General features: G+C 62.5%; 25 protein-coding genes. 17 read left to right on the top strand and 8 right to left on the bottom strand.

From position 1 onward, the window contains the following. Nucleotides 1–77: 77 nt before the first annotated feature. From F7R20_RS08315 to F7R20_RS08295, 5 genes are all read left to right on the top strand, one after another. Nucleotides 78–1,508 carry a coniferyl aldehyde dehydrogenase gene (locus F7R20_RS08315; RefSeq protein WP_081352593.1) on the top strand — a complete coding sequence of 477 codons (1,431 nt, stop codon included), beginning with the start codon at nucleotides 78–80 and terminating at the stop codon, nucleotides 1,506–1,508. 27 nt (nucleotides 1,509–1,535) lie between these two features. Further along, complete coding sequence (locus F7R20_RS08310; RefSeq protein ID WP_003206530.1) at nucleotides 1,536–2,081, top strand: hypothetical protein; 546 nt, start codon at nucleotides 1,536–1,538, stop codon at nucleotides 2,079–2,081. A 143-nt stretch (nucleotides 2,082–2,224) separates the two neighbouring features. Further along, nucleotides 2,225–3,820: a GMC family oxidoreductase gene (locus F7R20_RS08305; protein WP_003206532.1), complete on the top strand. Its 1,596-nt coding sequence runs from the start codon at nucleotides 2,225–2,227 to the stop codon at nucleotides 3,818–3,820. A 115-nt stretch (nucleotides 3,821–3,935) separates the two neighbouring features. Further along, nucleotides 3,936–4,415 carry a pantetheine-phosphate adenylyltransferase gene (coaD, locus tag F7R20_RS08300; protein WP_003177462.1) on the top strand — a complete coding sequence of 160 codons (480 nt, stop codon included), beginning with the start codon at nucleotides 3,936–3,938 and terminating at the stop codon, nucleotides 4,413–4,415. Nucleotides 4,416–4,552: 137 nt separating this feature from the next. Further along, nucleotides 4,553–4,804 carry a YfhL family 4Fe-4S dicluster ferredoxin gene (locus tag F7R20_RS08295; protein WP_003206534.1) on the top strand — a complete coding sequence of 84 codons (252 nt, stop codon included), beginning with the start codon at nucleotides 4,553–4,555 and terminating at the stop codon, nucleotides 4,802–4,804. A gap of 164 nt (nucleotides 4,805–4,968) precedes the next feature. On the opposite strand, the gene F7R20_RS08290 is transcribed toward F7R20_RS08295, so the two are convergent. The 3 genes from F7R20_RS08290 to F7R20_RS08280 all read right to left on the bottom strand — a co-directional run bounded on the left by F7R20_RS08290 (nucleotide 4,969) and on the right by F7R20_RS08280 (nucleotide 7,160). Then, entirely contained in the window at nucleotides 4,969–5,289 is a 321-nt protein-coding gene (locus F7R20_RS08290) for a hypothetical protein (RefSeq protein ID WP_003206536.1), read from the bottom strand. Nucleotides 5,290–5,501: 212 nt separating this feature from the next. After that, the gene (gene mutM / locus F7R20_RS08285; RefSeq protein WP_003206537.1) at nucleotides 5,502–6,314 is read right to left on the bottom strand and encodes a bifunctional DNA-formamidopyrimidine glycosylase/DNA-(apurinic or apyrimidinic site) lyase; all 813 of its coding nucleotides are present in this window, start codon (nucleotides 6,312–6,314) and stop codon (nucleotides 5,502–5,504) included. Between the two features lie 30 nt (nucleotides 6,315–6,344). Continuing rightward, nucleotides 6,345–7,160, bottom strand: coding sequence for an HDOD domain-containing protein (locus F7R20_RS08280; protein WP_172681424.1), 816 nt, complete (start codon nucleotides 7,158–7,160; stop codon nucleotides 6,345–6,347). 233 nt (nucleotides 7,161–7,393) lie between these two features. Between F7R20_RS08280 and F7R20_RS08275 the strand changes: the two genes are divergently transcribed. The 3 genes from F7R20_RS08275 to ilvD all read left to right on the top strand — a co-directional run bounded on the left by F7R20_RS08275 (nucleotide 7,394) and on the right by ilvD (nucleotide 11,804). Next, nucleotides 7,394–7,933, top strand: a complete 540-nt coding sequence (locus F7R20_RS08275) for a type 1 glutamine amidotransferase domain-containing protein (RefSeq protein WP_003206541.1) — start codon at nucleotides 7,394–7,396, stop codon at nucleotides 7,931–7,933. 111 nt (nucleotides 7,934–8,044) lie between these two features. Beyond that, nucleotides 8,045–9,241 carry a class I SAM-dependent rRNA methyltransferase gene (locus F7R20_RS08270; protein ID WP_003206543.1) on the top strand — a complete coding sequence of 399 codons (1,197 nt, stop codon included), beginning with the start codon at nucleotides 8,045–8,047 and terminating at the stop codon, nucleotides 9,239–9,241. A 721-nt stretch (nucleotides 9,242–9,962) separates the two neighbouring features. Next, entirely contained in the window at nucleotides 9,963–11,804 is a 1,842-nt protein-coding gene (ilvD, locus tag F7R20_RS08260) for a dihydroxy-acid dehydratase (protein WP_003206549.1), read from the top strand. Between the two features lie 181 nt (nucleotides 11,805–11,985). On the opposite strand, the gene F7R20_RS08255 is transcribed toward ilvD, so the two are convergent. Continuing rightward, the gene (locus F7R20_RS08255) at nucleotides 11,986–13,041 is read right to left on the bottom strand and encodes an HAD family hydrolase (RefSeq protein WP_003206551.1); all 1,056 of its coding nucleotides are present in this window, start codon (nucleotides 13,039–13,041) and stop codon (nucleotides 11,986–11,988) included. A 243-nt stretch (nucleotides 13,042–13,284) separates the two neighbouring features. Here F7R20_RS08255 and F7R20_RS08250 point away from each other — a divergent pair, with 243 nt between their 5' ends. Beyond that, the gene (locus F7R20_RS08250) at nucleotides 13,285–14,676 is read left to right on the top strand and encodes an L-cystine transporter (RefSeq protein WP_003206553.1); all 1,392 of its coding nucleotides are present in this window, start codon (nucleotides 13,285–13,287) and stop codon (nucleotides 14,674–14,676) included. 119 nt (nucleotides 14,677–14,795) lie between these two features. Here F7R20_RS08250 and F7R20_RS08245 read toward each other — a convergent pair whose 3' ends face one another. Further along, the gene (locus F7R20_RS08245; protein WP_003206554.1) at nucleotides 14,796–15,308 is read right to left on the bottom strand and encodes a dihydrofolate reductase; all 513 of its coding nucleotides are present in this window, start codon (nucleotides 15,306–15,308) and stop codon (nucleotides 14,796–14,798) included. 86 nt (nucleotides 15,309–15,394) lie between these two features. Between F7R20_RS08245 and F7R20_RS08240 the strand changes: the two genes are divergently transcribed. After that, complete coding sequence (locus F7R20_RS08240) at nucleotides 15,395–16,762, top strand: DUF2868 domain-containing protein (protein WP_027912909.1); 1,368 nt, start codon at nucleotides 15,395–15,397, stop codon at nucleotides 16,760–16,762. Further along, nucleotides 16,755–18,128: a GTPase/DUF3482 domain-containing protein gene (locus F7R20_RS08235; protein WP_003206558.1), complete on the top strand. Its 1,374-nt coding sequence runs from the start codon at nucleotides 16,755–16,757 to the stop codon at nucleotides 18,126–18,128. The genes F7R20_RS08240 and F7R20_RS08235 overlap by 8 nt, the downstream gene beginning before the upstream one ends. Nucleotides 18,129–18,270: 142 nt before the next feature. On the opposite strand, the gene F7R20_RS08230 is transcribed toward F7R20_RS08235, so the two are convergent. Beyond that, nucleotides 18,271–18,762, bottom strand: coding sequence for a DUF523 domain-containing protein (locus F7R20_RS08230; protein ID WP_003206561.1), 492 nt, complete (start codon nucleotides 18,760–18,762; stop codon nucleotides 18,271–18,273). A gap of 1 nt (nucleotide 18,763) precedes the next feature. Then, the gene (locus F7R20_RS08225) at nucleotides 18,764–19,396 is read right to left on the bottom strand and encodes a 2OG-Fe(II) oxygenase (protein WP_003206563.1); all 633 of its coding nucleotides are present in this window, start codon (nucleotides 19,394–19,396) and stop codon (nucleotides 18,764–18,766) included. Nucleotides 19,397–19,536: 140 nt separating this feature from the next. Here F7R20_RS08225 and F7R20_RS08220 point away from each other — a divergent pair, with 140 nt between their 5' ends. After that, on the top strand, nucleotides 19,537–20,280 hold the full coding sequence (locus tag F7R20_RS08220; protein ID WP_003206565.1) for a DUF2059 domain-containing protein: 744 nt from the start codon (nucleotides 19,537–19,539) through the stop codon (nucleotides 20,278–20,280). Between the two features lie 96 nt (nucleotides 20,281–20,376). Here the strand turns inward: F7R20_RS08220 and F7R20_RS08215 are convergent, their stop codons facing one another. Then, nucleotides 20,377–21,324 (bottom strand): alpha/beta hydrolase, encoded by a 948-nt coding sequence (locus F7R20_RS08215; protein WP_003206568.1) that lies wholly within the window; start codon nucleotides 21,322–21,324, stop codon nucleotides 20,377–20,379. Between the two features lie 108 nt (nucleotides 21,325–21,432). Here F7R20_RS08215 and F7R20_RS08210 point away from each other — a divergent pair, with 108 nt between their 5' ends. The 5 genes from F7R20_RS08210 to sctI all read left to right on the top strand — a co-directional run bounded on the left by F7R20_RS08210 (nucleotide 21,433) and on the right by sctI (nucleotide 25,063). Continuing rightward, complete coding sequence (locus F7R20_RS08210; protein ID WP_003206570.1) at nucleotides 21,433–22,008, top strand: DUF6436 domain-containing protein; 576 nt, start codon at nucleotides 21,433–21,435, stop codon at nucleotides 22,006–22,008. A gap of 404 nt (nucleotides 22,009–22,412) precedes the next feature. Then, on the top strand, nucleotides 22,413–23,336 hold the full coding sequence (locus F7R20_RS08205; RefSeq protein ID WP_003206571.1) for a sigma 54-interacting transcriptional regulator: 924 nt from the start codon (nucleotides 22,413–22,415) through the stop codon (nucleotides 23,334–23,336). Between the two features lie 93 nt (nucleotides 23,337–23,429). Next, entirely contained in the window at nucleotides 23,430–23,639 is a 210-nt protein-coding gene (locus F7R20_RS08200; RefSeq protein ID WP_003206573.1) for a hypothetical protein, read from the top strand. A gap of 60 nt (nucleotides 23,640–23,699) precedes the next feature. Continuing rightward, on the top strand, nucleotides 23,700–24,629 hold the full coding sequence (locus tag F7R20_RS08195; protein WP_003206575.1) for a type III secretion protein: 930 nt from the start codon (nucleotides 23,700–23,702) through the stop codon (nucleotides 24,627–24,629). A 59-nt stretch (nucleotides 24,630–24,688) separates the two neighbouring features. Then, nucleotides 24,689–25,063 carry a type III secretion system inner rod subunit SctI gene (sctI, locus tag F7R20_RS08190; protein ID WP_003206577.1) on the top strand — a complete coding sequence of 125 codons (375 nt, stop codon included), beginning with the start codon at nucleotides 24,689–24,691 and terminating at the stop codon, nucleotides 25,061–25,063. Nucleotides 25,064–25,066 lie beyond the last annotated feature (3 nt).

The raw sequence follows: 25,066 nt of genomic DNA, 5'->3' as shown, positions 1-25,066 counted from the left end.
GCCGTTACGGATGCCATTGACTTTCTAGAGTATAAGCTCTAGAAAACATCCACTCTAATAATATCCGGTGCCCGACGATGCCTGCCGACGTTGCCTACCTGCACGAGTCTCAACAACAACTGGACGAGCTGCGGTCGCTCTTCGATGCCCAGCGCCAGGCCTACGCCGCCCATCCAATGCCCCCGGCCGAACAGCGCCGACAATGGCTCAAGGCACTGCGCGAGGTATTGAGCAACGAACGACAAGCCTTGATCGACGCCATCAGCCAGGATTTCAGCCACCGCAGCGCCGACGAAACACTGCTGGCCGAGTTGATGCCGAGCCTGCACGGGATCCATTACGCCAGCCGACATCTCCAGGGTTGGATGAAACCCTCCCGGCGCAAGGTGGGCATGGCCTTCCAGCCGGCATCGGCCAAAGTGGTGTACCAGCCGCTGGGCGTGGTCGGGGTCATCGTTCCGTGGAACTACCCGCTGTTCCTGGCCATCGGGCCGCTGACGGGAGCGCTGGCGGCGGGCAACCGGGTGATGCTCAAGCTCAGCGAATCGACACCGGCGACCGGCTTGCTGCTCAAGCAACTGCTGGCCCGGGTCTTTCCCCAGGACCTGGTCTGCGTGGTGCTTGGCGAGGCTGAGGTCGGCATGGCGTTTTCCAAGCTGCCCTTCGATCACCTGCTGTTCACCGGCGCCACCAGCATCGGCAAGCATGTCATGCGCGCCGCTGCCGAAAACCTGACCCCGGTCACCCTCGAGCTGGGTGGAAAGTCGCCGGCCATCGTGTCGACCGATGTGCCGCTCAAGGACGCCGCCGAACGCATCGCTTTCGGCAAGACCCTGAATGCAGGGCAAACCTGTGTCGCCCCGGACTACGTGCTGGTGCCACAGAATCGCGTCGGCGAGTTCGTTGAGGCGTATCGCGAGGCGGTTCGCGGGTTTTATCCGACCCTGGCGAACAACCCGGACTACACCGCAATCATCAACGAACGACAGCTGGCGCGACTCAACGGCTACATCAGCGACGCCACCAGCAAGGGCGCGCTGCTGATCGAACTGTTCGACCAGGGCCAGGACCGCCGCATGGCCCACAGCCTGCTGCTCAACGTCAGCGATGAAATGACCGTCATGCAGGACGAGATCTTCGGCCCGTTGCTGCCCATCGTGCCCTACGAGCATCTGGACCAGGCGTTTGCCTACATCAATCAGCGACCCCGCCCGCTGGCGCTCTACTACTTCGGCTACAACAAGGCCGAACAGAATCGCGTGCTCCACGAAACCCATTCCGGAGGCGTCTGCTTGAACGACACGCTGCTGCATGTCGCCCAGGACGACTTGCCGTTTGGCGGCATTGGTCCCTCGGGAATGGGGCATTACCACGGGCATGAGGGCTTCCTGACCTTCAGCAAGGCCAAGTGCGTGCTGACCAAACAGCGATTCAACGCCGCGAAGCTGATTTATCCGCCCTACGGCAAGCCTTTGCAGAAACTGATCCAGAAACTGTTTGTCCGCTGACGCGTCTCTTCCCGGGTAATCAAAATAATGAACCCAAGCCTCACCGATACACCCGCGCTGTCACGGCGCGGCCTGCTGAAGTTCAGCCTCGGCGCCAGCGCCTTCCTGGCCACCGTCGGTGTGGGCGCCAGCCTGAGCGGTTGCTCGCCAAGCCAACCGGCCAATGGCCTGGCGGCCCTGCGCGACAGCGACCTGCCATTTTTACGCAGCGTCATCCCCGTGATGCTGGATGGCGCAGTGGCCGTCGGACAGATTACTGCCGCCACTGACGCGACCCTGCGAAGCCTGGACAGCAGCCTGGCCCACCTGTCCCCCGCCATGCTCAAGCTCACACGCCAGCTGTTCGACGTGCTCACGCTGGGCATTACCCGCGGGCCGCTGACCGGTGTCTGGGGCTCGTGGGAAAACGCCAGCGCCGATGACATCCGCCAGTTCCTTGCGCGGTGGGAAAACAGCTCGCTGGACCTGCTGCGACAGGGCCATAGCTCATTGCTGCAACTGGTGATGATGGCCTGGTACACCCAATCCGAAGCCTGGGCGCATTGCGGCTATCCAGGACCGCCCAAGATTTGAACGCCAGTGAGATCCTGTGGGAGCGAGCTTGCTCGCGATTGCGGTGTGTCAGTCAATACAGTTGCTGATGATCCGATGCCATCGCGAGCAAGCTCGCTCCCACAGGGGTACCGCAAACTCATAACAATAAGAGAGCCCTGAACATGCCCGTACCCGATCCCTTCCGCGAAGGCCTGGCCCGTGGCTGGACCACCTACAACGGCGCGCAGCTGACCCAGGACCTGACCCTGGAAGCGGACGTGGCCATCGTCGGCAGCGGTGCTGGCGGCGGCACCACTGCAGAAATTCTCAGCGCCGCAGGCTACCGCGTGTTGCTGATCGAGGAAGGTCCGCTCAAGACCAGTCATGACTTCACGCTGCTCGAAGACCAGGCCTACAGCAGCCTGTATCAGGAAGGCCTCGGGCGCATGAGCAAGGACGGCGCCATCACCATTCTCCAGGGCCGGGCCGTCGGTGGCACGACGCTGATCAATTGGACCTCCAGCTTCCGCACGCCCGACCAGACCCTCGACCACTGGGCCGCCGAGCACAACGTAAAAGGCCACGGCCGCGCTGAAATGCTGCCCTGGTTTGCGCAGATGGAAAAACGCCTGGGCGTGGCGCCGTGGCTGATTCCGCCCAATGCCAACAACGACGTGATCCGCAAAGGTTGTGAACAATTGGGCTACGCCTGGCACGTCATCCCGCGCAACGTACGCGGCTGCTGGAACCTGGGCTATTGCGGCATGGGCTGCCCGACCAACGCCAAGCAGTCGATGCTGGTCACCACCATCCCGGCCACCCTGGACAAGGGCGGCGCGCTGCTTTACCTGGCGCGGGCCGAGCGTCTGACAATCAAAAACGATGCCGTCATAGGCCTCGAGTGCCAAGCCATGGACGAACGTTGCGTGGCACCGACCGGCCAGCGCATAACCGTCAAGGCGCGGCATTACGTGCTGGCGGGCGGCGGCATCAATACACCCGCGTTGCTGCTGCGCTCCGATGCGCCAGACCCGCACGAACGCGTGGGCAAGCGCACCTTCCTGCACTTGGTGAACATGTCCGCCGGGCAATTCGACGAGGTCATCAACCCGTTCTACGGCGCGCCGCAATCGATTTATTCGGATCATTTCCAATGGCAGGACGGCACCACCGGCAAAATGTCCTACAAGCTTGAAGTCCCGCCCTTGCACCCGGCCCTGGCCACCACGCTATTGGGCGGGTTCGGCCCCGAGAATGCCTTGCACATGTCCCGGCTGCCCCATACCCACGCCATGCTGGCGCTGTTGCGCGACGGTTTTCATCCGGACAGCCCCGGCGGCAGCGTCCAATTGCGCAACGACGGCACGCCCGTGCTCGATTATCCCGTTACGCCGTATGCCTGGGATGGCTTGCGCCGGGCCTTCCACAGCATGGCCGAGATCCAGTTTGCCGGCGGCGCCAAGGCGGTCATGCCTTTGCACAACGATGCCCGCTACGTAAAGACCCTGGCCGAAGCCCGCACACTGATCGACGGACTCGACCTGGCCTTGTACCGCACACGCCTGGGCAGCGCCCACGTGATGGGCGGTTGCGCCATGGGTGAAGATCCGAAAACCGCCGTCACCGACAGCCTTGGCCGCCATCACCAACTGGGCAATCTGTCGATCCATGACGGCTCGCTGTTCCCCACCAGTATCGGCGCCAACCCGCAATTATCGGTGTACGGGCTGACCGCGCAATTGGCGACGGCCCTGGCCGAACGCCTGAAAAATCCATGAATATCCGGATTATTCGCACCGTCTATAGTGCTTTCTTACGCAACAGCCGACTTGGCCGACCGAGAAGGCTGCGATACCATCCGACTCCCCAACGGACTCCCGCCAGGACGACGCGATGAACCGAGTGTTGTACCCAGGTACCTTCGACCCTATTACCAAGGGCCATGGCGATCTGGTCGAACGCGCCGCGCGCCTGTTCGACCATGTGATCATTGCCGTCGCCGCCAGCCCGAAGAAAAACCCGCTGTTCCCGCTGGAGCAACGTGTGGAACTGGCCCGCGAGGTCACCAAGCACCTGCCCAACGTGGAAGTGGTCGGCTTCTCGACGCTTTTGGCGCACTTTGCCAAGGAAAAGAACGCCAATGTGTTCCTGCGCGGCCTGCGTGCGGTCTCGGACTTCGAGTACGAGTTCCAACTGGCCAACATGAACCGCCAACTGGCACCGGACGTCGAGAGCCTGTTCCTGACGCCGTCGGAGCGCTATTCCTTCATTTCCTCGACCCTGGTCCGGGAAATCGCGGCGTTGGGCGGAGATATCACCAAGTTCGTCCACCCGGCCGTGGCCGATGCGCTGACCCTGCGCTTCAAGAAATAACCCGCGGGCTGCGACCCGCTTCGCAGCCCGGCACAGCGCAGTCCATCGCGCCCGCGTGCACTGCGCTCGCCAATGCGGCACAATTGCGCCCATACGTTTTTCATATGCCCGGGCCCAACGCCCCGGCAGGAGCCTGCATGTCCCTGATCATCACCGACGACTGCATCAATTGCGACGTCTGCGAACCTGAATGCCCGAACGAGGCCATTTCCCAAGGCGAAGAGATCTACGTCATCGACCCGAACTTGTGCACCCAGTGCGTCGGCCATTACGACGAACCCCAGTGCCAGCAGGTCTGCCCGGTGGATTGCATCCCTCTGGACGAGGCTCATCCGGAAACTGAAGAACAGTTGATGGCGAAGTATCGCAAGATTACTGGCAAGGCTTGAGCCAGGTAGTTCTTTAGCGTCTGTACCGGCCTTATCGCGAGCAGGCTCGCTCCCACAAGGGATTTGCTTAGGACACAGACCATGTGAACTCAGTAGATCCCTGTGGGAGCGAGCCTGCTCGCGATAGGGCCAGCAGCTACACCATAAATGCACATACCTGACGACTACTCCTGCCGCTCAAACCCCTCTCCAATACACCCCAGGCACCGCATAAACGTGGCCTTCGCCGGGTCCACCACCAGCGCCTTGCCCGCATCGCCGACCCCGCCGCCCAGCGCGGTAAAGGGCAACGACACCACGAATGCTCCGGCGCCAATCACTGTGGCGGCCAGCAGCAACGGACGGGCGATCAGCAGGTCGCCGATCATGGCGAAGGCCGGCGGGTTCTGGATGGTGTAGCGCGGGTCGCCGCTGCCGTCGCTTGCCAAGGCAGGCAAACCGACACTCAGCAGCAGCGCGAGAACAACAGGTCGAAACAGCTTCATCGGGCGATCCTTCGGCTAAATCAGTACGAAAGTGGCCTGTGTGGCTAGTTCTGTTAGTCAACTTCGGCGCCAGAAGTCCATATCCTGCGTTGCTGTTCCTCGCCATAGCGGGCTATGACTCGTCACAGCGCCTTGGCTATGGACTTCTGGCATCCGAATTTGAGCTAACGAACTAGCCACACAGGCCACTTGACTATAGACCGTAGGACAAATCAGCTCTGACAGCGTGGACACCAGACGCTCGCACGCTGGCCCAGGCGGATTTCCCGCAGCCCCGTGCCACAGACTTTGCACAGCTCCCCGCCCCGTCCGTAGACGAACAGTTCCTGCTGGAAATAGCCAGGTTGGCCGTCCCCGCCGATAAAGTCCCGCAGCGTGGTGCCACCGCGCTCGATGGCATGGGCGAGGATGCGCTTGATCTCGATCGCCAGCTTCAGGTAACGCGCCCGGGAAATGCCTCCGGCGGCCCGGCGTGGGTCGATCCCGGCGGCGAACAGGGCCTCGGTCGCGTAGATATTGCCCACCCCCACCACCACCGCGTTGTCCATGATGAACGGCTTGACCGCCATGGAACGCCCTCGCGAAAGCTGGAACAACCGTTCGCCATCGAACAGGTCGGTCAACGGCTCGGGACCCAGGCGAATCAACAGCTCGTGATTGAACGGGTCAAGGCTCCAGAGCATCGCGCCAAAGCGCCGAGGGTCGGTGTAGCGCAAGGCCAGGCCGGATTCCAGCTCGATGTCCACGTGCTCGTGCTTGGCGGCCGGCATGCCGACCTCCACCAAGCGCAGATTGCCGGACATGCCCAGGTGGCTGATCAACGTGCCGACCTCGGCATTGATCAACAGGTACTTGGCCCGCCGCTCCACCTGCACGATGCGCTGGCCCGAAAGCCGCACGTCGAGATCTTCCGGGATCGGCCAGCGCAGGCGGCGGTCGCGGACCACCACGCGGCTGACCCGCTGGCCTTCAAGATGGGGCGCGATTCCGCGACGGGTGGTTTCGACTTCCGGCAGTTCTGGCATGAGGTTCTCGAGTCAGGCGAAGCCCCGCACTCAACGAGTGGCGAGGTCGCGAATTTCCTGTTTCTGGGTCTGGAAGTCGTATTCCGACAACCCGATGTAATCGAGCACAAGGCTCCCGACACTATCCCACTCGTGATCTTCGGCCTGATTGCCGAGCACCCGGTGGGACGCACAGATGTTCTCGGACATCTTCAGGATCGCCAGCAGGTTCTTCAACTGGCTGTTGTTGCGTGAAGACTCGTCGCTGAAGATCGCCAGGGCATTGTGGTGGTTGGCGATGGCCTGGCTGACGTGATCCGGCAGGCGCCAGGATTTGGAGGTGTAGTAACCGACCACGGCATGGTTGGTGTTGAACTCACGATTCTCGGTGTCCACCACCCGGCACTCGGCGCTGGCATTGGCGTAGGCCTCTTCCAGCACGCCCATGTAGTTGGGGAACTGCTTGAGCATCAACGGCACGCCGCAATCGTGGAACAGCCCCAGCGCATAGGCTTCGTCACCGTTCTCCAGGCCGACGCGCTTGGCCAGGGTCAGGCAAGTCATCGCCACATCCTGGGCGGTATCCCAGAAGCGGTTCAGGGTAACGATGGCGTCGTCGTGCAGTTCGCCCTTGATCGACTGCGCATTGATCAGGTTGATGATCGAACGGCTGCCCAACAGGTTCACCGCACGCTGGATCGAAGTGATCTTGTTGCGCAGGCCGTAGTACGGCGAGTTGACGATCTTGAGCAAGGCCCCGGAAAGGCCCGGGTCGTGGGAAATCAGCTTGGCGATGGTCTCCAGGTCCGGGTCGGGCATGTACTGTTCCATCTGCAGATCCACCATGATCTGCGGTTGGGGCGGCACGCTGATGCCTTGCAAGGACTGCTGGATCTGTTCGGCGGAAAGTTCTTTGGACATGAGTACACACTCCGGTGTCAGGCGGGGATTCTAACCCTTAAAGATGGATCCGATACACCGCCGGGTAGATCGGCGGAACTTTCCTTCAGGCATCGGCTTCGGACTTTACAGGGCCGACAGCCAAGCCTGCATTAAGGCTTGAGTCGGCAACCCCGCCACTCAGCTTGAGGAGATTTTTCATGCCTGGCTCCCTGAACAACAAACGTGTCGCCATCCTCGTGACCGACGGTTTTGAACAGGCCGAACTGACCGGCCCCCAACAGGCGCTGGAACAGGCCGGCGTCAAGGTTGACATCGTTTCGGCCCGCGAAGGCCAGGTCAAAGGTTGGAACCATGACCAGCCAGCCGACGACTTCCGGATCGACCTGACCTTCAAGGCCGCCAATGTCGAACAGTACGACGCCGTGGTGCTGCCCGGTGGCGTGCAGAACTCCGACACCATCCGTATCGACGTCGATGCCCAGAAACTGGTCAAGGGCTTCGAGGCGGCGGGCAAGCCCATCGCGGTGATTTGCCATGGCGGCTGGCTGCTGGTGTCGAGCGGGTTGGTCAAGGGCAAGACCATGACCAGCTACAAGACCCTCAAGGATGACCTGGTCAACGCTGGCGCGAACTGGGTCGATAAGGAAGTGGTCAAGGACGGCACGTTGATCAGCAGCCGTCAGCCCGATGACATTCCGGCGTTCAACCGCGAGCTGATCAGCGCGTTGTCCGCCTGAAGCCTGCCCGATACCGTGGTGAGGGAGCACGCTCCCCCACCACATGTCCACCACAAGCCCCGCCAAGGTTGCAACACGGTATACTCCCGCTCTTTTTTCCGGAGCGACGTCATGTCCCTGCCTAGCCTGCGCCTCAAAGCCAACGCCGACCGTCGCCTGCGCGCCGGCCACCTGTGGGTCTACAGTAACGAAATCGATGTAGCCGCCACCCCGCTGCACGGCTTCAAGGCCGGCGACCAGGCCATCCTCGAAGCTGCCGGCGGCAAGCCGCTGGGCATCGTTGCGATGAGCCCCAACAACCTGATCTGCGCCCGGCTGCTGTCCCGTGACGTGAAGCTGCCGCTGGACAAGTCCCTGCTGGTGCATCGCCTCAACGTGGCGTTGTCCCTGCGCGAGCGACTGTTCGACAAACCGTTCTATCGCCTGGTCTACGGTGATTCCGACCTGTTGCCAGGCCTGGTGGTCGACCGTTTCGGCGACATCCTGGTGGTGCAGATCGCCTCTGCCACCATGGAAGCCCACAAGGACGACGTGATCGCCGCCCTGACCCAGGTGCTCAAGCCCAGCGGCATCCTGTTCAAGAACGACTCCGCGGCCCGTGACGCCGAAGGCCTGAACCGCTACGTCGAGACCGTGTTCGGCCTGGTGCCGGAATGGGTCGCCCTGGAAGAGAACGGTGTGAAGTTCGAAGCGCCGGTCATGGAAGGCCAGAAAACCGGCTGGTTCTACGACCACCGCATGAACCGCGCACGCCTGGCCCCGTACGCCAAGGGCAAGCGTGTACTGGACCTGTTCAGCTACATCGGCGGCTGGGGTGTGCAAGCCGCAGCGTTCGGCGCCAGCGAAGTGTTCTGCGTCGATGCCTCGGCCTTTGCCCTCGACGGTGTCGAGCGCAACGCGGCGTTGAACGGCTTCGCCGAGAAGCTGACCTGCATCGAAGGCGACGTGTTCGAAGCCCTGAAAGAGCTCAAGGCCAGCGAAGAACGTTTCGACGTGATCGTGGCCGACCCACCCGCTTTCATCAAGCGCAAGAAAGACCTGAAAAACGGTGAAGGCGCCTATCGCCGCCTCAACGAACAAGCCATGCGCCTGCTCAGCAAGGACGGCATCCTGGTCAGCGCGTCGTGCTCGATGCACCTGCCCGAAGACGACCTGCAAAACATCCTGCTGACCAGCGCCCGCCACCTGGACCGCAACATTCAACTGCTCGAACGCGGCGGCCAGGGGCCAGACCATCCGGTACACCCGGCCATTGCCGAAACCCGCTACATCAAGAGCATCACCTGCCGGTTGTTGCCCAACAGCTGAGGCCAGGCGGGGCCAGGGCCATAGCGCTGTGCCCCGCACACTCCAATTGCATCCTGATCGCAGCCTTGGCTGCGATTTTTTTTGCGCGTCTGAATAAGTCTGTAGGAGCCTCCCCACGCAATTACCAGAGCCTTCCTACTCCATCTCCCCCGCGCCTGGCCGGCATGACGCATTAGGATTGAAAGCGACCCTCAGGTACGTCTTGGAACTGTTCGATGACTGATCCGCAAAACCACCTGGCCGCCCGCAAACCTGCCACCGTCGGCCTATTGCTAACCCTGACATTGCTCGGCGTCTTTCTTTATTGTCGGCGGGCTAACCAGCGCCGCGATCAGCCTCACCCCTCTGGACTTGCAGTTCACCCTGGCCCTCTGCCTGATCCTGCTCAGCCTGCTGGGGCTGGCACTCAATGCCCTGGTCCGGCATCGCTACCGCGGGTTGTTGGCCGACTGAACCCTGCCAGTCGTCATCCCGCACACGACATTGGCGCCCGATCAGCGTTTTGCGTCATTTCATCCTGGCGCCAGCGGTGTAGAATCGCGTCATTCATCGCCATTCATCCCCGGCGGGTTTATGAGCTCATGCTGAGGCGCGCAGCGATCCTGCAAAGTCATCAGCCACTTCCGGACACACGGCCAAACCCGGGTGTTCCAGACGTCGACAGAAGCTCACTTCCCCATTGATACCTGATAAGTACCTGATTAGCCGCCCGGAGTGCTCCATGCCTGATTACCGCTCGAAAACATCCACCCATGGCCGCAACATGGCCGGCGCTCGTGCCTTGTGGCGCGCCACGGGGATGAAGGATGACGACTTCAAGAAGCCGATCATCGCCATTGCCAACTCCTTCACCCAGTTCGTACCGGGTCACGTCCACCTCAAGGACCTCGGCCAGCTGGTTGCCCGGGAAATCGAGCGCGCCGGCGGCGTTGCCAAGGAATTCAACACCATCGCCGTGGACGACGGCATCGCCATGGGTCACGACGGCATGCTCTATTCGCTGCCGAGCCGCGAGATCATCGCCGACTCCGTCGAATACATGGTCAACGCCCACTGCGCCGACGCCATCGTGTGCATTTCCAACTGCGACAAGATCACCCCGGGCATGCTCATGGCCGCCCTGCGCCTGAACATCCCGGTGATCTTCGTCTCCGGCGGCCCGATGGAAGCCGGCAAGACCAAGCTCGCCAGCCACGGCCTCGACCTGGTCGACGCCATGGTCATCGCCGCCGACTCCAGCGCCTCTGACGAGAAGGTTGCCGAGTACGAGCGCAGCGCCTGCCCGACCTGCGGTTCGTGCTCCGGCATGTTCACCGCCAACTCGATGAACTGCCTGACCGAAGCACTGGGCCTGGCCCTGCCGGGCAACGGTTCGACCCTCGCCACCCACAGCGACCGCGAACAGCTGTTCCTGCAGGCCGGCCGGACCATCGTTGAGCTGTGCAAGCGCTACTACTTTGATAACGACGAGTCGGTGTTGCCGCGTAACATCGCCAACTTCAAGGCGTTCGAAAACGCCATGACCCTGGACATCGCCATGGGCGGTTCCACCAACACCATCCTGCACTTGCTGGCCGCTGCCCAGGAAGCCGAGATCGATTTCGACCTGCGCGACATCGACCGCCTGTCCCGTCACGTGCCGCAACTGTGCAAGGTCGCGCCGAACATCCAAAAGTACCATATGGAAGACGTGCACCGTGCCGGCGGGATCTTCAGCATCCTCGGCTCCCTGGCCCGTGGCGGCCTGTTGCACACCGACCTGCCGACCGTGCACAGCAAGACCATGGCCGAAGGCATCGCCAAGTGGGACATCACCCAGACCACCGACGAGGCCGTGCATCACTTCTTCAAGGCCGGCCCGGCGGGCATTCCGACGCAAACCGCGTTCAGCCAGTCGACCCGTTGGGAAACCCTGGACGACGACCGTGAAAACGGCTGCATCCGCAGCGTCGAACACGCGTATTCCAAGGAAGGTGGCCTGGCCGTGCTGTACGGCAACATCGCCCTGGATGGCTGCGTGGTGAAAACCGCCGGCGTCGACGAGTCGATCCATGTGTTCGAAGGCAACGCGAAGATTTTCGAAAGCCAGGACAGCGCCGTGCGCGGCATCCTCGCTGACGAAGTGAAGGCCGGCGACATCGTGATCATTCGCTACGAAGGCCCGAAAGGCGGCCCGGGCATGCAGGAAATGCTCTACCCAACCTCCTACCTGAAGTCCAAGGGCCTGGGCAAAGCCTGCGCCTTGCTGACCGATGGCCGGTTCTCCGGCGGCACCTCGGGCCTGTCCATCGGCCACGCTTCGCCGGAGGCAGCCGCTGGCGGCGCCATCGGTCTGGTGCGGGACGGTGACAAGGTCCTGATCGACATTCCGAACCGCTCGATCAACCTGTTGATCAGCGACGAAGAACTGGCCGGGCGCCGCGTCGAACAGGACAACAAGGGCTGGAAACCGGTGGAAGTGCGTCCACGCAAAGTCACCACGGCCCTCAAGGCCTACGCCCTGCTCGCCACCAGCGCCGACAAGGGCGCGGTGCGTAACAAGGCAATGCTCGACGGCTTGTAAGCGTCTACAGCGACAATAAAAATGCCCCGCCAAGTGCGGGGCATTTTTATTACGGGAAACACACCAACCACCACATGTGGGAGCGAGCTTGCTCGCGATGGCGGCGTATCAATCAACAGTGAGGTTGAATGTGACGCCCTCATCGCGAGTTCAAGCTCGCTCCCACAGGGGGGTGTGGGTCTTACTGGATGTCTTCGGGCTTGACGATCACCCAGTTCTTGTCCGCGGTCACCGGCAGTCCTTCCTTGGCCTGGGCGGCAGCGTGCTTGGCCATCATGCCGTTAATCTGGGTCATGTATTTGTCCTTGCGGTTGACCCACAGGTGGATACCGCCCTTGGCTACGTCCACATCGTGGAACAGCATGTAACCATCGCTGCTGGGTGTGTCGCCGCCCACCAGTACCGGCTTTTTCCATTCGTCGATGTACGTCAGGATCGCTGCGTGCTTGCCGGCCATCCAGGTCGCCGGGGTCCACAGGTAAGGCGTGTACTCCAGATCGAGGTTGGCCTTCTCGTCATATTTGCCGGCAGTGATCTGCTTGCGCGCGGTGGTCAGCTCGCCGGTCTTGCGGTCCTTGAGCAGGGTGGTCACGCCGATCACGTTCTGCGGCTTGAGGTTGTAGCCGTACTTCGGATCGGAGGCGACCATGCGCACCAGTTCTTCGGAAGCGGCGGTCATGACATAGACCTCGATGCCGTTTTCCATCAGCTTGTTGTACAGCTCGGCCTGGCCGGTAAAGACTTTCGGCGGGTTGACGTTGTACTGGACCACCTTGTCGCCGTCGTAATACGTGGTCGGCACTGGCTTGCCGGACGCCATCAACTCGTCGACATAGCCCTTGAGCTCCTTGAGGGTAAAGCCGGAAAACACCTGGGCCACCCATGGGTAGCAGACCATGTCATCGACTTCGCACAGGCGGTAGTAGTAGCTGAACAGGCTTTCCTTGTGGTCGGCGGTGTCCTTGAACGGCATCAGCTTCAAGGACGGGTCCAGGGTTTCCCGGGTGATGAGGCCCTTGTTTTCCATGAACGGCAGCAACGACTCCTCAAGGTCGTAGCGGTAACTGGTGTTGTCCATGTCGAACACCGCGTAGTTACCCTTGTTGGCGTTGGCCGCGATCATCGTCTCCAGGGCCTTGGCTTGTTCCGCCGGCCAGTGTTTGAGATCGGTGGCGAGTGCCTGGCCGGCGAGACCAAGGCTCAAGGCGACAGCGAGAAAACGAGGTGCGAGTTTCATCGGCATTTCTCCCGGGTTCAAAAGAACTCGACGCTAACAAATGCTTGTGACAGTCCTCGCCTACCCGCGACCGCTTGCGTCTTGATTGCGCCAGCGACATATCCGTAAACGTCGCTGCCTTATTCCATAAACGACAATCTACATGCGTTTTTAGTATTAATTCATTAGTTATCAGGCTGTTAGGCTTCCCGGCTCACAGTCGCGGCTTCGGGCGACTGGCACGTCTTATCGGAGTCTCTTTTGATGAATCTGCCGTTGATCCTCAATCTTCTGGTGTTCCTCGCCTTGCTGTTCGGCCTGGCACAAACCCGTCACCGCACCTGGAGCCTGGCGAAAAAAGTGCTGCTGGCACTGGTGCTGGGCGTGGTGTTCGGTCTCGCTCTGCACACGATTTATGGCGCCGGCAACCCGGTGCTCAAGGCCTCGATCGGTTGGTTCGACCTGGTGGGCAACGGCTACGTGCAGTTGCTGCAAATGATCGTGATCCCGCTGGTCTTTGCCTCGATCCTCAGCGCCGTGGCCCGCCTGCATAACGCCTCGTCCCTGGGCAAGATCAGCTTCCTGACCATCGGCACGCTGCTGTTCACCACCGCCATCGCCGCGCTGATCGGCATTGGCCTGACCAACCTGTTCGGCCTCACCGCCGAAGGCCTGGTGGCCGGCACCCAGGAACTGGCGCGCCTGCAAGTGATCCAGAGCGACTACGCCGGCAAGGTCGCCGACCTGAACATCCCGCAATTACTGCTTTCATTCATCCCACAGAACCCCTTTGCCGACCTGGCACGGGCCAAGCCGACCTCGATCATCAGCGTGGTGATCTTCGCCGCGTTCCTCGGGGTCGCGGCGTTGCAGTTGCTCAAGGACGACGTGGAGAAAGGCCAGAAAGTGATCAACGCCATCGACACCCTGCAAAGCTGGGTGACGCGCCTGGTGCGCCTGGTGATGAAGCTGACGCCGTACGGTGTGCTGGCGCTGATGACCAAGGTGGTGGCCGGTTCCAACCTGCAGGACATCATCAAGCTCGGCAGTTTTGTCGTGGTGTCGTACCTGGGGCTGGGCCTGATGTTCGTGGTCCATGGCCTGCTGGTGTCCGCTGCCGGGATCAACCCGTTGCGCTTTTTCCGCAAGATCTGGCCGGTGCTGACCTTCGCCTTCACCAGCCGCTCCAGCGCGGCCACCATCCCGTTGAGCATCGAAGCCCAGACCAGCCGCCTCGGCATTCCACGGGCGATTGCCAGCTTCAGCGCCTCGTTCGGCGCCACCATCGGCCAGAACGGTTGTGCCGGCCTTTATCCGGCCATGCTGGCGGTGATGGTCGCGCCGACTGTGGGCATCAACCCGTTGGATCCGGTGTGGATCGCGACGCTGGTGGCGATCGTGACGTTGAGTTCGGCCGGGGTGGCCGGGGTCGGTGGCGGCGCGACATTCGCCGCGCTGATCGTGCTGCCGGCCATGGGCTTGCCGGTCTCGCTGGTCGCCTTGCTGATTTCCGTCGAACCGCTGATCGACATGGGCCGTACGGCGTTGAACGTCAGCGGCTCGATCACCGCCGGGGCGATTACCAGCCAGGTGATGCAGCAGACTGACAAGGCGTTGCTCGATGCCGAGGAGCATGGGGAGTTGGTGCACGCTTGATTGCCCTGATACCTGTGGGAGCAAGGCTTGCCCGCGATGAAAGCGACGCGGTATTCCATGGATCGAGGCGCCCGGATCGCGGGCAAGCCTTGCTCCCACAGGCATTGCTCACACAGGGCTTACAGCTTCTCCCACACCTCAAAGCTATAGGCTGGTTTGTCCCCTTCGGCCGGATTCGGCTGGTTCGAAACCAGCGTCCACTGGCTCGCATCAAATGCCGGAAACCACGCATCCCCTTCCGGGCTCAGCGCCACGCGGGTCAGGTACAGTCGATCCGCCTGTTCCAGGGCCTGGGCGTACAGTTGGGCACCGCCGATCAACATCAACTCGTCGACGCCCTGCTCCAGTGCCCACGCCTCGGCCCGCGCCACCGCAGCTTCCAGGGTGGAGAACACTTGCGCGCCCTCCAACACCAGGCCCGACTGGCGGCTGACCACGATGTTCAGGCGTCCCGGCAGCGGTCGACCGAGGGAATCCCAGGTCTTGCGCCCCATGATGATCGGCTTGCCCAGAGTGGTGGCCTTGAAGTATTTGAAATCCCCCGGCAGGTGCCAGGGCATGCTGTTGTCGATGCCGATCACACGGTTTTCACCGAGGGCTGCGATCAGGCTTAAAGGGAGAGTTTTGTTCATGGCCGCGAGGATACCAGAGGCTCGGCGTACCCCGACAGGCATCACAGCGGTTATGCTCAACCCTCATTCGAGCAACGGAAGCACTCGTGACAGTACTGCAAAACCTCTGGTTGACCGAGACGATACGCCTGCGTGAAGAACACGCCGGCCCGCTCGAGGACCAGGAAGCCAATCGCCTGGCCCGTGCAGCCGGCGGCGACTTAGCCACTCGCATCCGCCACCGTGCCCGCTGGCTGGCCGAGCGCGATGGCCTCACCGAGGCCCTGCGCCATTGGCTGCAAGGGGCGCGCCTGGCGCTGATCGCATTGGCGCTGCTCGCCGTCATCAGCGGCGCCGGCCTGGGCTTTGCCGCACTTGGCAACGGGCAGGCAGCGGTCAATGTGTTCTGGGCCTTGGGCAGTCTGCTGGGGCTGAACCTGATCCTGCTCATCGGCTGGGCCCTGGGCCTGATATTCGCTGGCGAGCAAGGTGCCACGCTGGGACGCCTGTGGTTGTGGCTCAGCGAAAAACTCGCCCGCGACGCCAAGGCCGCCCAACTGGCGCCGGCCCTGCTGCTGTTGCTGCAACGGCACAAACTCAATCGCTGGGCCCTCGGCGTGCTGGTCAATGGCCTGTGGCTGCTGGCGATGCTCAGCGCGCTGGTCATCGTCCTGCTGCTGATGGCGACCCGGCGCTATGGCTTCGTCTGGGAAACCACCATCCTCGGCGGCGAGACCTTCGTCGCCATGACCCAGGCCCTCGGCGCGCTGCCCGCCCTGCTGGGCTTCAGCGTGCCGACGGTGGAAATGATCCGCGCCAGTGGCGATTCCGCCCTGAACATCGAGAGCGCGCGCCAGGCCTGGGCTGGCTGGCTGGTCGGTGTGCTGCTGGTCTATGGCCTGTTGCCGCGCCTGGGCCTGGCACTGCTGTGCCTGTGGCGCTGGCGTCGCGGCCGCGCCACCCTGCGCCTGGACCTGAACCTGCCGGGCTACGCCCAATTGCGTGAACGGCTGATGCCCAGCAGCGAGCGACTGGGCGTCAACGACACCGCCCCCGCGCAACTGCATCCCATCGAAAATGCTGTCAGTGCAATAAATAGCGACGGCGCACTGCTGGTGGCAATCGAGTTGGACGACCGGCCCTGGCCGCCCAAGCTGCCCGAAACCGTGAAAAGCGCCGGCATTCTCGACAGCCGCGAGTCGCGCCACAAACTCCTCGAACAGCTGTCGCGCTTTCCGCCGGCACGCCTGGCTATTGCCTGCGACCCACGCCGTTCGCCGGACCGCGGCAGCCTGGCGCTGATCGCCGAGCTGGCCCGCAGCGCCAGCGCCACCCGCGTCTGGCTGTTGCAGGCGCCGCCCGGCGAAGCGCTGGACGCCGAGCGCCTGGGCGACTGGCACACCGCACTGCAACAGTTACAGTTGCCCTTCGCCGACTGCATGCCCTTGAACTGGCTGGAGACCGGCCATGACTGAGCCCATGAAGCCGCTGAAGCTGGCCGTGGTCGGCCACACCAATGTCGGCAAGACCTCGCTGCTGCGTACCTTGACCCGCGACGTCGGCTTCGGCGAAGTGTCCCATCGCCCGAGCACCACCCGGCATGTCGAAGGTGCGCGCCTGTCGGTGGACGGCGAAGCGCTGCTGGAGCTGTACGACACGCCGGGCCTGGAGGACGCCATCGCCCTGCTCGATTACCTCGAGCGCCTTGAGCGACCTGGCGAACGCCTCGACGGTCCGGCGCGCCTGGCCCGCTTCCTTGAGGGCAGCGAGGCGCGGCAACGCTTCGAACAGGAAGCCAAAGTGCTGCGGCAACTGCTCGCCAGCGACGCCGGGCTTTATGTGATCGACGCCCGGGAGCCGGTGCTGGCCAAGTACCGCGATGAATTGGAAGTCCTTGCCAGTTGTGGCAAGCCGCTGCTGCCGGTGTTGAATTTCGTCAGCAGCGCCCACCATCGCGAGCTCGACTGGCGCGAAGCCCTGGCACGACTGGGGCTGCACGCCCTGGTACGTTTTGACAGCGTCGCCCCGCCCGAGGACGGCGAGCGACGTCTGTATGAGAGCCTCGCGCTGTTGCTGGAAAGCGCCCGTGGGCAACTGGAACGCCTGGTCGCCGATCAACAGGCCCAACGCCTGGCCCGCCAGCAGAGCGCGGCGCGCTTGATCGCCGAACTGCTGATCGACTGCGCCGCCTGCCGACGCAGCGTCGCCAGCGACGCCGAACTGGAACGCGAGGCCATCAGTGAACTGCGCAACGCGGTGCGTCAGCGCGAGCAGCGCTGCGTCGAGGCTCTGCTCAAGCTTTACGCTTTTCGTCCCCAGGACGCCGCCGCCAGCGATCTGCCGCTGCTCGACGGGCGCTGGGGCGATGACCTGTTCAACCCCGAGACCCTCAAGCAACTGGGCGTACGCGTCGGTGGCGGGATCGCGGCGGGCGCAGCGGCCGGGGCCGGCGTCGATTTGCTGGTGGGCGGCCTGACCCTTGGCGCCGCTGCCCTGGCCGGGGCCATTGTCGGCGGCACCCTGCAAACGGCCCGCAGCTATGGCAACCGGCTGATGGGCAAGCTCAAGGGGCAACGGGAATTGACGGTGGACGACAGCGTGCTGCGCCTGTTGGCCCTGCGCCAACGCCAACTGCTGCAAGCCCTCAACCAGCGCGGCCATGCGGCAATGGACAGCATCCGCATCGCCACGCCCCAGGACAAGACCTGGCGCGAGGGCAAGCTACCCGAAACCTTGAACAAGGCGCGGGCGCATCCGCAATGGTCATCCCTGAATACTCAACCGCGATTGAGCCAGGCAGAGCGCCAGGAGCTGATTGAGCAGTTGGCTGAGCAGCTATAACCCAGTAGCAAGCGATTTTGTGGGAGCAAGGCTTGCCCGCGATGAAATCGATGCGGTCTTTCAGAGACCGAGGCGCCTGTATCGCGGGCAAGCCTTGCTCCCACAGAGAGTTCCTTGCCGCTGAGAACTGCGCGGCTCAAGGTTACTCGTTGTTCAGGGCCTTGAGGGCCGCCGCCGCTTCAGGCAACTCCAGCTCACTGAACACCTTCACGCCATGCCGCTTGAGCAACGCCGCCGTCACGCCTTCGCCGCTGACTTTCACACCGCTGAACGTTCCGTCATAGGTCAACAGGTTGCCGCACGACGGGCTGTTGGCCTTGAGCACGGCGATGCGGATGCCGTGTTCACGCACCCGTTCCAGCGCTTGATACGCGCCCGACAGGAACTGCGCACTCACATTCTCGCCGTCGGTAGTAATCACCGCCGCCTGACCGTCGAGCACTTGCCCGCCCTGCCCGCCAGGAATCTCCGCCGCCGCCCGAGGCGTAGGCAAGCCGCCGGCGACTTCCGGGCACAGCGGTACGATCCGGCCTTCGTCGAGCCATTGCTGAAGTTGATCGAACGGCCCGCTGGCGCCGCCGTCGTAGCGCACGCGATGCCCGAGCAGGCAGCGACTGACCAGGATCTTTTCCATCTCAGAACAACTCGTTGCCGCGACGGCGGAACCAACCGGTCAAGGACAGGCGATCGCGCGTGGCCGGCAGTACTTCATGGGGAATGTCCCCCGACAGGAACACCACCAGGCAACCGCCAATGGGCACCACGTCCTGTTCGAGGCTTTCGTCCAGGTACATGCGCAACTGGCCGCCGTGTTCCGGCAACCATTCGTCATTGAGGTAGAGCACCGCCGACACCATGCGCCGGTCGTCATCGCGGAAGCGGTCGACGTGCCTGAGGTAGAACGCGCCGGGTGGATAGAGGGCAAAGTGACTTTCGAAGTCTTCCAGGCCCAGGAACAACCCGCGATTCATCGCCTCGCGCAGGCTGTCCATCAGCGCCAGGTAATGGTCGCAGGCTTGCGCCTGGCCGGGTTCGATCCACTGGATGTGATCACCCCGGATCCCTTCGCGGATCTCCGAGAACGGCCCGCGCCCGACCGCTGCCGGGGCCAGTTCGCCCTCGGCGGCCCGCTGGCGGCATTCGGCCGCCAGGGCGCGGGTCAGCGCATCCGGCAGGAAGAGGTTCTGCTGCGACCAGCCGTGCTCAGCCAGATCGTCGACGATACGTAACAGCAGCGGGTGATCAGAAGGTATTTGCATGGCGCGCATAGTATGCCTGTGCCTGCAAAACCGACAGCGCCACGCAGCGGGTTCGCTGCGTCAAATAGCACCGCAGTACGAACTTGATACGAATTCTCGACAAGACCCCACACCCCACGGAGAATAGTCGGCTGCTGACAGGAGTCCCTATGCGCCGTTTGCTTTTCTCACTGTTGATGTTCTGCGTTTTGCCCGCCTGGGCAGACAGCTACGACCAGTTGTACAAGGTCGCCGGCTGGCCGGAACAGCGGGCGCATTTCAATGACGCCTTGAGCGCCGCCCAGCAGCGCTATCAGAGCAGCCTGCCGCCGGCGGTGTTCCAGGCCCTGGTGAACAACAGCAATCAACGTTTCGCCTCCCAGGCCATGGACCAGCGGGCCGAGGCGCAGATGCGCAAGAATCTGCGTGACCCCAGCCCGGCCCTGAGCTTTTTCCAATCACCCCTGGGTCGCAAGGTCGTGGCGGCCGAGTTGCTGGCGACCCGGCGTGATCAATTGGCGAAAAACGCCAAGGGCCTGCCGAAGATGCCAGCCAGCGACAACCGCCTGTTGATCATCGGCCACCTGGCCCAGGCCCTGCCCGCCCGCGAGGCCGGCGCCGAAGTCAGCCTGGCGATCGCCGGCGTGGCGGCCGACAGCCTGAGTTCGATGATCCCGGGACTCTTGGGCGGCGGCCAGGCCCAGGGCATGCTCAACGGCCAGCGCCAGCGGTTAATGGAACAGATCGGCGCGGACCTGAACAACACGCTGCTGTACGTCTACCGTGACCTGACGGATACCGAGCTGGAAGAGTTCGCCACCTTCGCCGAATCGACAGAGGGCCAGGCTTATTATCAGGCGGCTTTGGCGGCGATTCGGGCGGGGTTGGCGGTGGGGCAGAATCTCGGGCAGTAGTTCAGCGCCGCCATCGCGAGCAAGCTCGCTCCCACATTGGATCTAGCAGCTCAATACCCTGTGGGAGCGAGCTTGCTCGCGATAGCAATAACCCAGTCACCGCCGAACCCGGCTCATCCGCTTCGTCAGAAAACCAAACATCTCCTGCCGCAACGCCAGCGCCTCATTCGCCAAATGATGGCGTCCCTCGGGCAACATCAACACCTGCGGCCGATCGAACTTGCTGCGCAGCACTTGCAGGTTGTGCGCCCAATCCACCGTCATGTCCGCCTGGCCCTGCACGATCAATGGTTGGCGCGGGCTGCTCGGGGCGGCTTCGATACGCTTGATCCATTGCCCCAATGCACCCACCCAGGCGGTGGGCAGGCGCAGTGGTTGCAGCGGGTCGGCTTGCAGGAACGGCAGGAAGTCCGGGTCGGTGGAGTTCTCGCTGAAGCGTCGGGCAATCCCCTTCACGAAGGGCTTGAGCAGGTAATAACTCAGGCGCGACCATCCCCAGGCCCGCGGCCGCACCAGGGGCGACAGCAGGATGACCTGGCCCTGCGCCGGGCTCTGCGCACCCTGGTTGAGCACGTGATCGACGACGATGGCCCCGCCGGTGCTTTGCCCGCACAGATGCCAGGGTTGCGGCAGGTCCAGCGTCCCGGCCTCGGCCAACAGGCCCTGCAACGCGGCCTGGTATTCGGCAAAATCCCCGATGCTGGCGCGCTCGCCATTGGATAGCCCGTGGCCCGGCAGGTCGCAGGCGATCACCGCGAACTTCTGCTCCAGGGCCCACTCGATCAAATGGCGATACAGCCCCATGTGATCGTAGTAACCGTGGAACACAAACAAGGTCGCCACGGCCTTTTCCGGCCACCAGACCTGGCTGACCAGCTCATACCCAGCCACCTCGAAACGCCCCAACCCCTTGCGCACGCTGCGCTGGGGAAAGTCCAGGCCATAGAACCGCTGGTAGGCCTGGGCTTGCTCGGACAGGGCTTGCCACTGGGCCAGCGGTTGCAGGCTGGCACGCAGGAGATCGGGGTCGAAAGTGGCAGGCATCAAGATTTCCAGGCATAGGCGCATCGCGCGAAACAGACTTTGTAAGCCTGCGATATTCATCTGTCGCGGCAGGCATGGCAAGCTACGCGGCTTCAGAGGATCGACTCCATGCGCCCGTCCCACCGCACGACCTTGCTCGCCAGCCTGCTCGCCCTCGGATGCGCCGTCGTATTGTGGATGGCCTACGACTGGTTCCAGGGCCGTTTCCTGCGGGCTTTCAGCCAACACACCGCGGTGTTTTCCGGCGATCCGCTGCGCCTGCCTGCCGATCTGGCCGGTCCCGGTGCGATACGTCTGGTACATTTCTGGGACCCGGCGTGCCCGTGCAACGTCGGCAACCAGCAACACCTTTCCGAGCTGGTCGATAAATATGTACCGCAAGGCGTCGAGTTTTATGCGGTACAAAAAGCCGGCAGCCAAGGTCAGTTGCCAGCCACATTGAGCCACTTCAAAACCCTCCCGACGCTCCCCGGTTCAAGCCAGATTCCTGCAAGCCCGGCCGTAGCGATCTGGGATCGCAGCGGCAAACTGGCGTACTTCGGCCCCTACAGCGAAGGCCTGACCTGCAACTCGAGCAACAGCTTCATCGAGCCGATTCTCGAGGCGTTGAGTGTCGGCCGGGAAGTTAGTGCGACTCACACGTTGGCGGTCGGCTGTTATTGCCCATGGTCGGTTTCGAACTGACGAATTAACTACAACACGTATTGTCAGCCGCCTCTAGGCTGACGCCACTAAGTTATGCCTAGTGTTTGCTTTTAGAGCTCTTGCTCAAAGTAAGGGTCTGGGCTGAACCGTTTGTCGGATCCAATTTTTCCAAACGGCGCCATTACCGATCCTTTTCGGCCTGTGCCCCATGCCAGACGGGTTGTGCAGGGCAATTGAGCTCCGTTGACCGTTTAGCTGAATCGATTAACAGCGGCCGTGCCAGCATGAACTTTTTTTTAATCTCTTCTCTAAACCTCGTGACCAGCAAAATGTTCATTACCAGTGCAGTCGCGCGGCGGCGCTAACTAGAGGAAGTTTCACACGCCTTTTCATCGTTCAACTTGTCGACCCTCCTAACCAAACAAGAAATGGAATCGTCAGTGATGCAAAAGCTGCTATGCGCTGCACTTTCCAATCCCTATAAAGAAGATGCCCTCAACCTTGAGGCGTTCGTCCAAAGCGTCGCTCCGCTCATGATCGACGTGTTGCTGCGCGGCGAGACGGGTACCGGTAAAGACACGCTGGCAGAAAAGATCCATCGCATGTCCGGCTGCTCCGGCAAGTTCGTTGCCATCAACTGCGCCGCCATTCCCGAAACCCTCGCCGAGAGCCAGCTTTTCGGGGCCAACACCGGCGCGTTTACCGGGGCCAACCAAAATCGCGCGGGGTTCGTCGAAGCCGCGCATAACGGCACGCTGTACCTGGACGAAATCGACAGCATGCCGTTGGGCCTGCAAGCCAAGCTGCTGCGAGTCCTGGAATCCAGGACGGTCCAGCGCCTGGGCTCGACCCAGAGCATCCCGGTGAACATGCGAGTGATCGCCTCCGCCCAGTGCCCGCTGGGAGAAATGGTCGAACGTGGTGAGTTTCGCAGGGACCTTTATTTTCGCCTGAACATCATCAGCCTCAAGCTGCCTCCACTGCGCAGCCGCAAGGAGCGCATCGTGCCGCTGTTCCAGTCGCTGGTGCGCCGGGAGGCCCAGGCACTTGACCGGCCCTACGTCGCACCGTCGCCAGCGCTGTTGCGCCAACTGCTCGGCTACGCCTGGCCTGGCAACATCCGCGAGCTGCAATCCGCCGCCAAACGATACGTGCTCGGCTTGCCGGCACTGCCCCGCGCCGAGCAACTGGAACACAACAGCTCGACGCTCAAGTTGAAAGAGCACCTGCAGCAGTTCGAAAAAATCCTCATCGAGGACTGCATGCGCCGCCACCATCATTGCATCGACAAGGTCATCGCCGAACTGGGTATCGCCCGGCGCACGCTGTATTACCGGATGAAGTGCCTGCAAATATCGACGAGTTGAGTGGGATCGGTGGAACCGTTTACACAACGGTCGCCACTTAACCATCGAGACGTTCACGATCGTCTTGCCATTCCACAACCCGGAGATACGACTATGAGTTTTGGTGGAGCTTCTCTCGCCGCTTCCACGGCTGCCATGCAGCAGATGGACGCGACCTCGGCTGCGATGACAACCATGAAATCCCAATTCGACCAGAAAAAACTGGTCGCCGACACCATGAACGCAATCGCGGCAGGGTCGATGGACACCGCAACCAAAGCCATCACCGCCATGGGGGAGGCCTCGAAAAACATACGATTCTGACCCTCTCGCTTCAGCCCCGCTCCGGCGGGGTAACTTCAAGCGCGATGCGAGGAGGCCCCTATGCACATCGACTTGCCAGACAGCCTTCGTGCCCAGAGAGACCTGCCCCATGACGAGTCCACGCGGCGCCCCGCCCCTACCCCGCCGGGCCTGGCGAACGTGGTCGCCGAGCATCTGGCACTGCACGGGACCGGCGACCGATTGAGGGAGTCGCTCGTCCAGTGGGGCGCCGAACACGGTTCGACGGGCGGACAGTCGCGGTTCGGCTGGCCCAGCCCCCAGGACAGATTGGCCGCAGAGACCGACGACCCTTTGCGACTGGTCCTGGAAGACATCCTGGAGGAGATCAACGGTGGCACCGGTTCCAATCTCGACGTCGACATCGATGATGCCTATTCCAATGAAGACCTGTTCAACGATCTGGCGCAGATGTTCGCCCATCGCCGGCAGCCCATCGGTGACAACGATGTCGACAGCCAAAGTGATTTCGGCAATGCCAACAACCCCTTCTGTGGCGCGCTGTTCGGCGCCTGGGAGATGGAGGGTGATCACGCCACGCGGCGCAGTCGTCATGACGCGAGCCTGTCGCTGCTGCTCAAGATCATCGCGGTCCTGGGCCGCAGGAAACTGCTGACGCTGCTGGACATCGAGGAAGGTGACGGCCAGGCGCGGTATGAACCAGACGATCAGGACCTGTTGTTCGAGATCGCCGCGTTCATGGACCAGCACCCGGCGCGCTATCCCCCACCGACGCCCCCCGACGCAGAACGCTGGACATGGACCGAACGCATTGCCCGCGGCACAGCGCTGGATGCTCGCGAAACCCGGTTGTTCCAGCTTGCCCTGGAAGAGCTGGACTTCGCCCTTGCCCGCCTGGCCGGCCAGCAGCCCCTGCTGCGCCAGCGTACCCGGCGCAACCGGGAGGAAATCGAGTTTCACCTGAGCGTCACCGGTAGCGCTCGCAACGTCTTGAGGCTGATGTGCGCCTGAAGGCACCCGCCCTTTGAAACTGACACTTTGAAGCAAGCCTTTGAAACAGGAGAAACGCCATGGACGTACAAGCCATCGACCCCAGCAACCTCGCCTCCACCGCTGCCAAAACCAGCGCCAAGCCACACGCGAGCGCCGAGACCAGCGATGTCAGTTGGTTCAACGCGCAAATGCGCGACAAAGCCCCCGCCCCGGACAGTGAAAACAATGTCGCCGCAAGAATCATCGATTCGTTGTCGAGCCGCTCCGGCGAATTGCAGCGACTGGACGATCGCGCCAACCGGGACATGCTCAAGGCCATCCGCACCGCCGACCCGAAAGACATGCTGCAGTCGAACCGCTCGTTGTCATCCTTCCACCTGGAAAGCCTGATGACCGCGAAAATCGTCAGCAAGGGCTCCCAGGCAATCGAGAAGCTCACCAATCTTCAGTAAAGG

Origin of the sequence: Pseudomonas brassicacearum subsp. brassicacearum (genome assembly GCF_008801605.1) — a bacterium.
Classification (GTDB): Bacteria; Pseudomonadota; Gammaproteobacteria; order Pseudomonadales; family Pseudomonadaceae; genus Aquipseudomonas; species Aquipseudomonas brassicacearum.
Note: the sequence above shows the minus strand (reverse complement) of the source record. Positions and strands in the feature narration are given on the sequence as shown.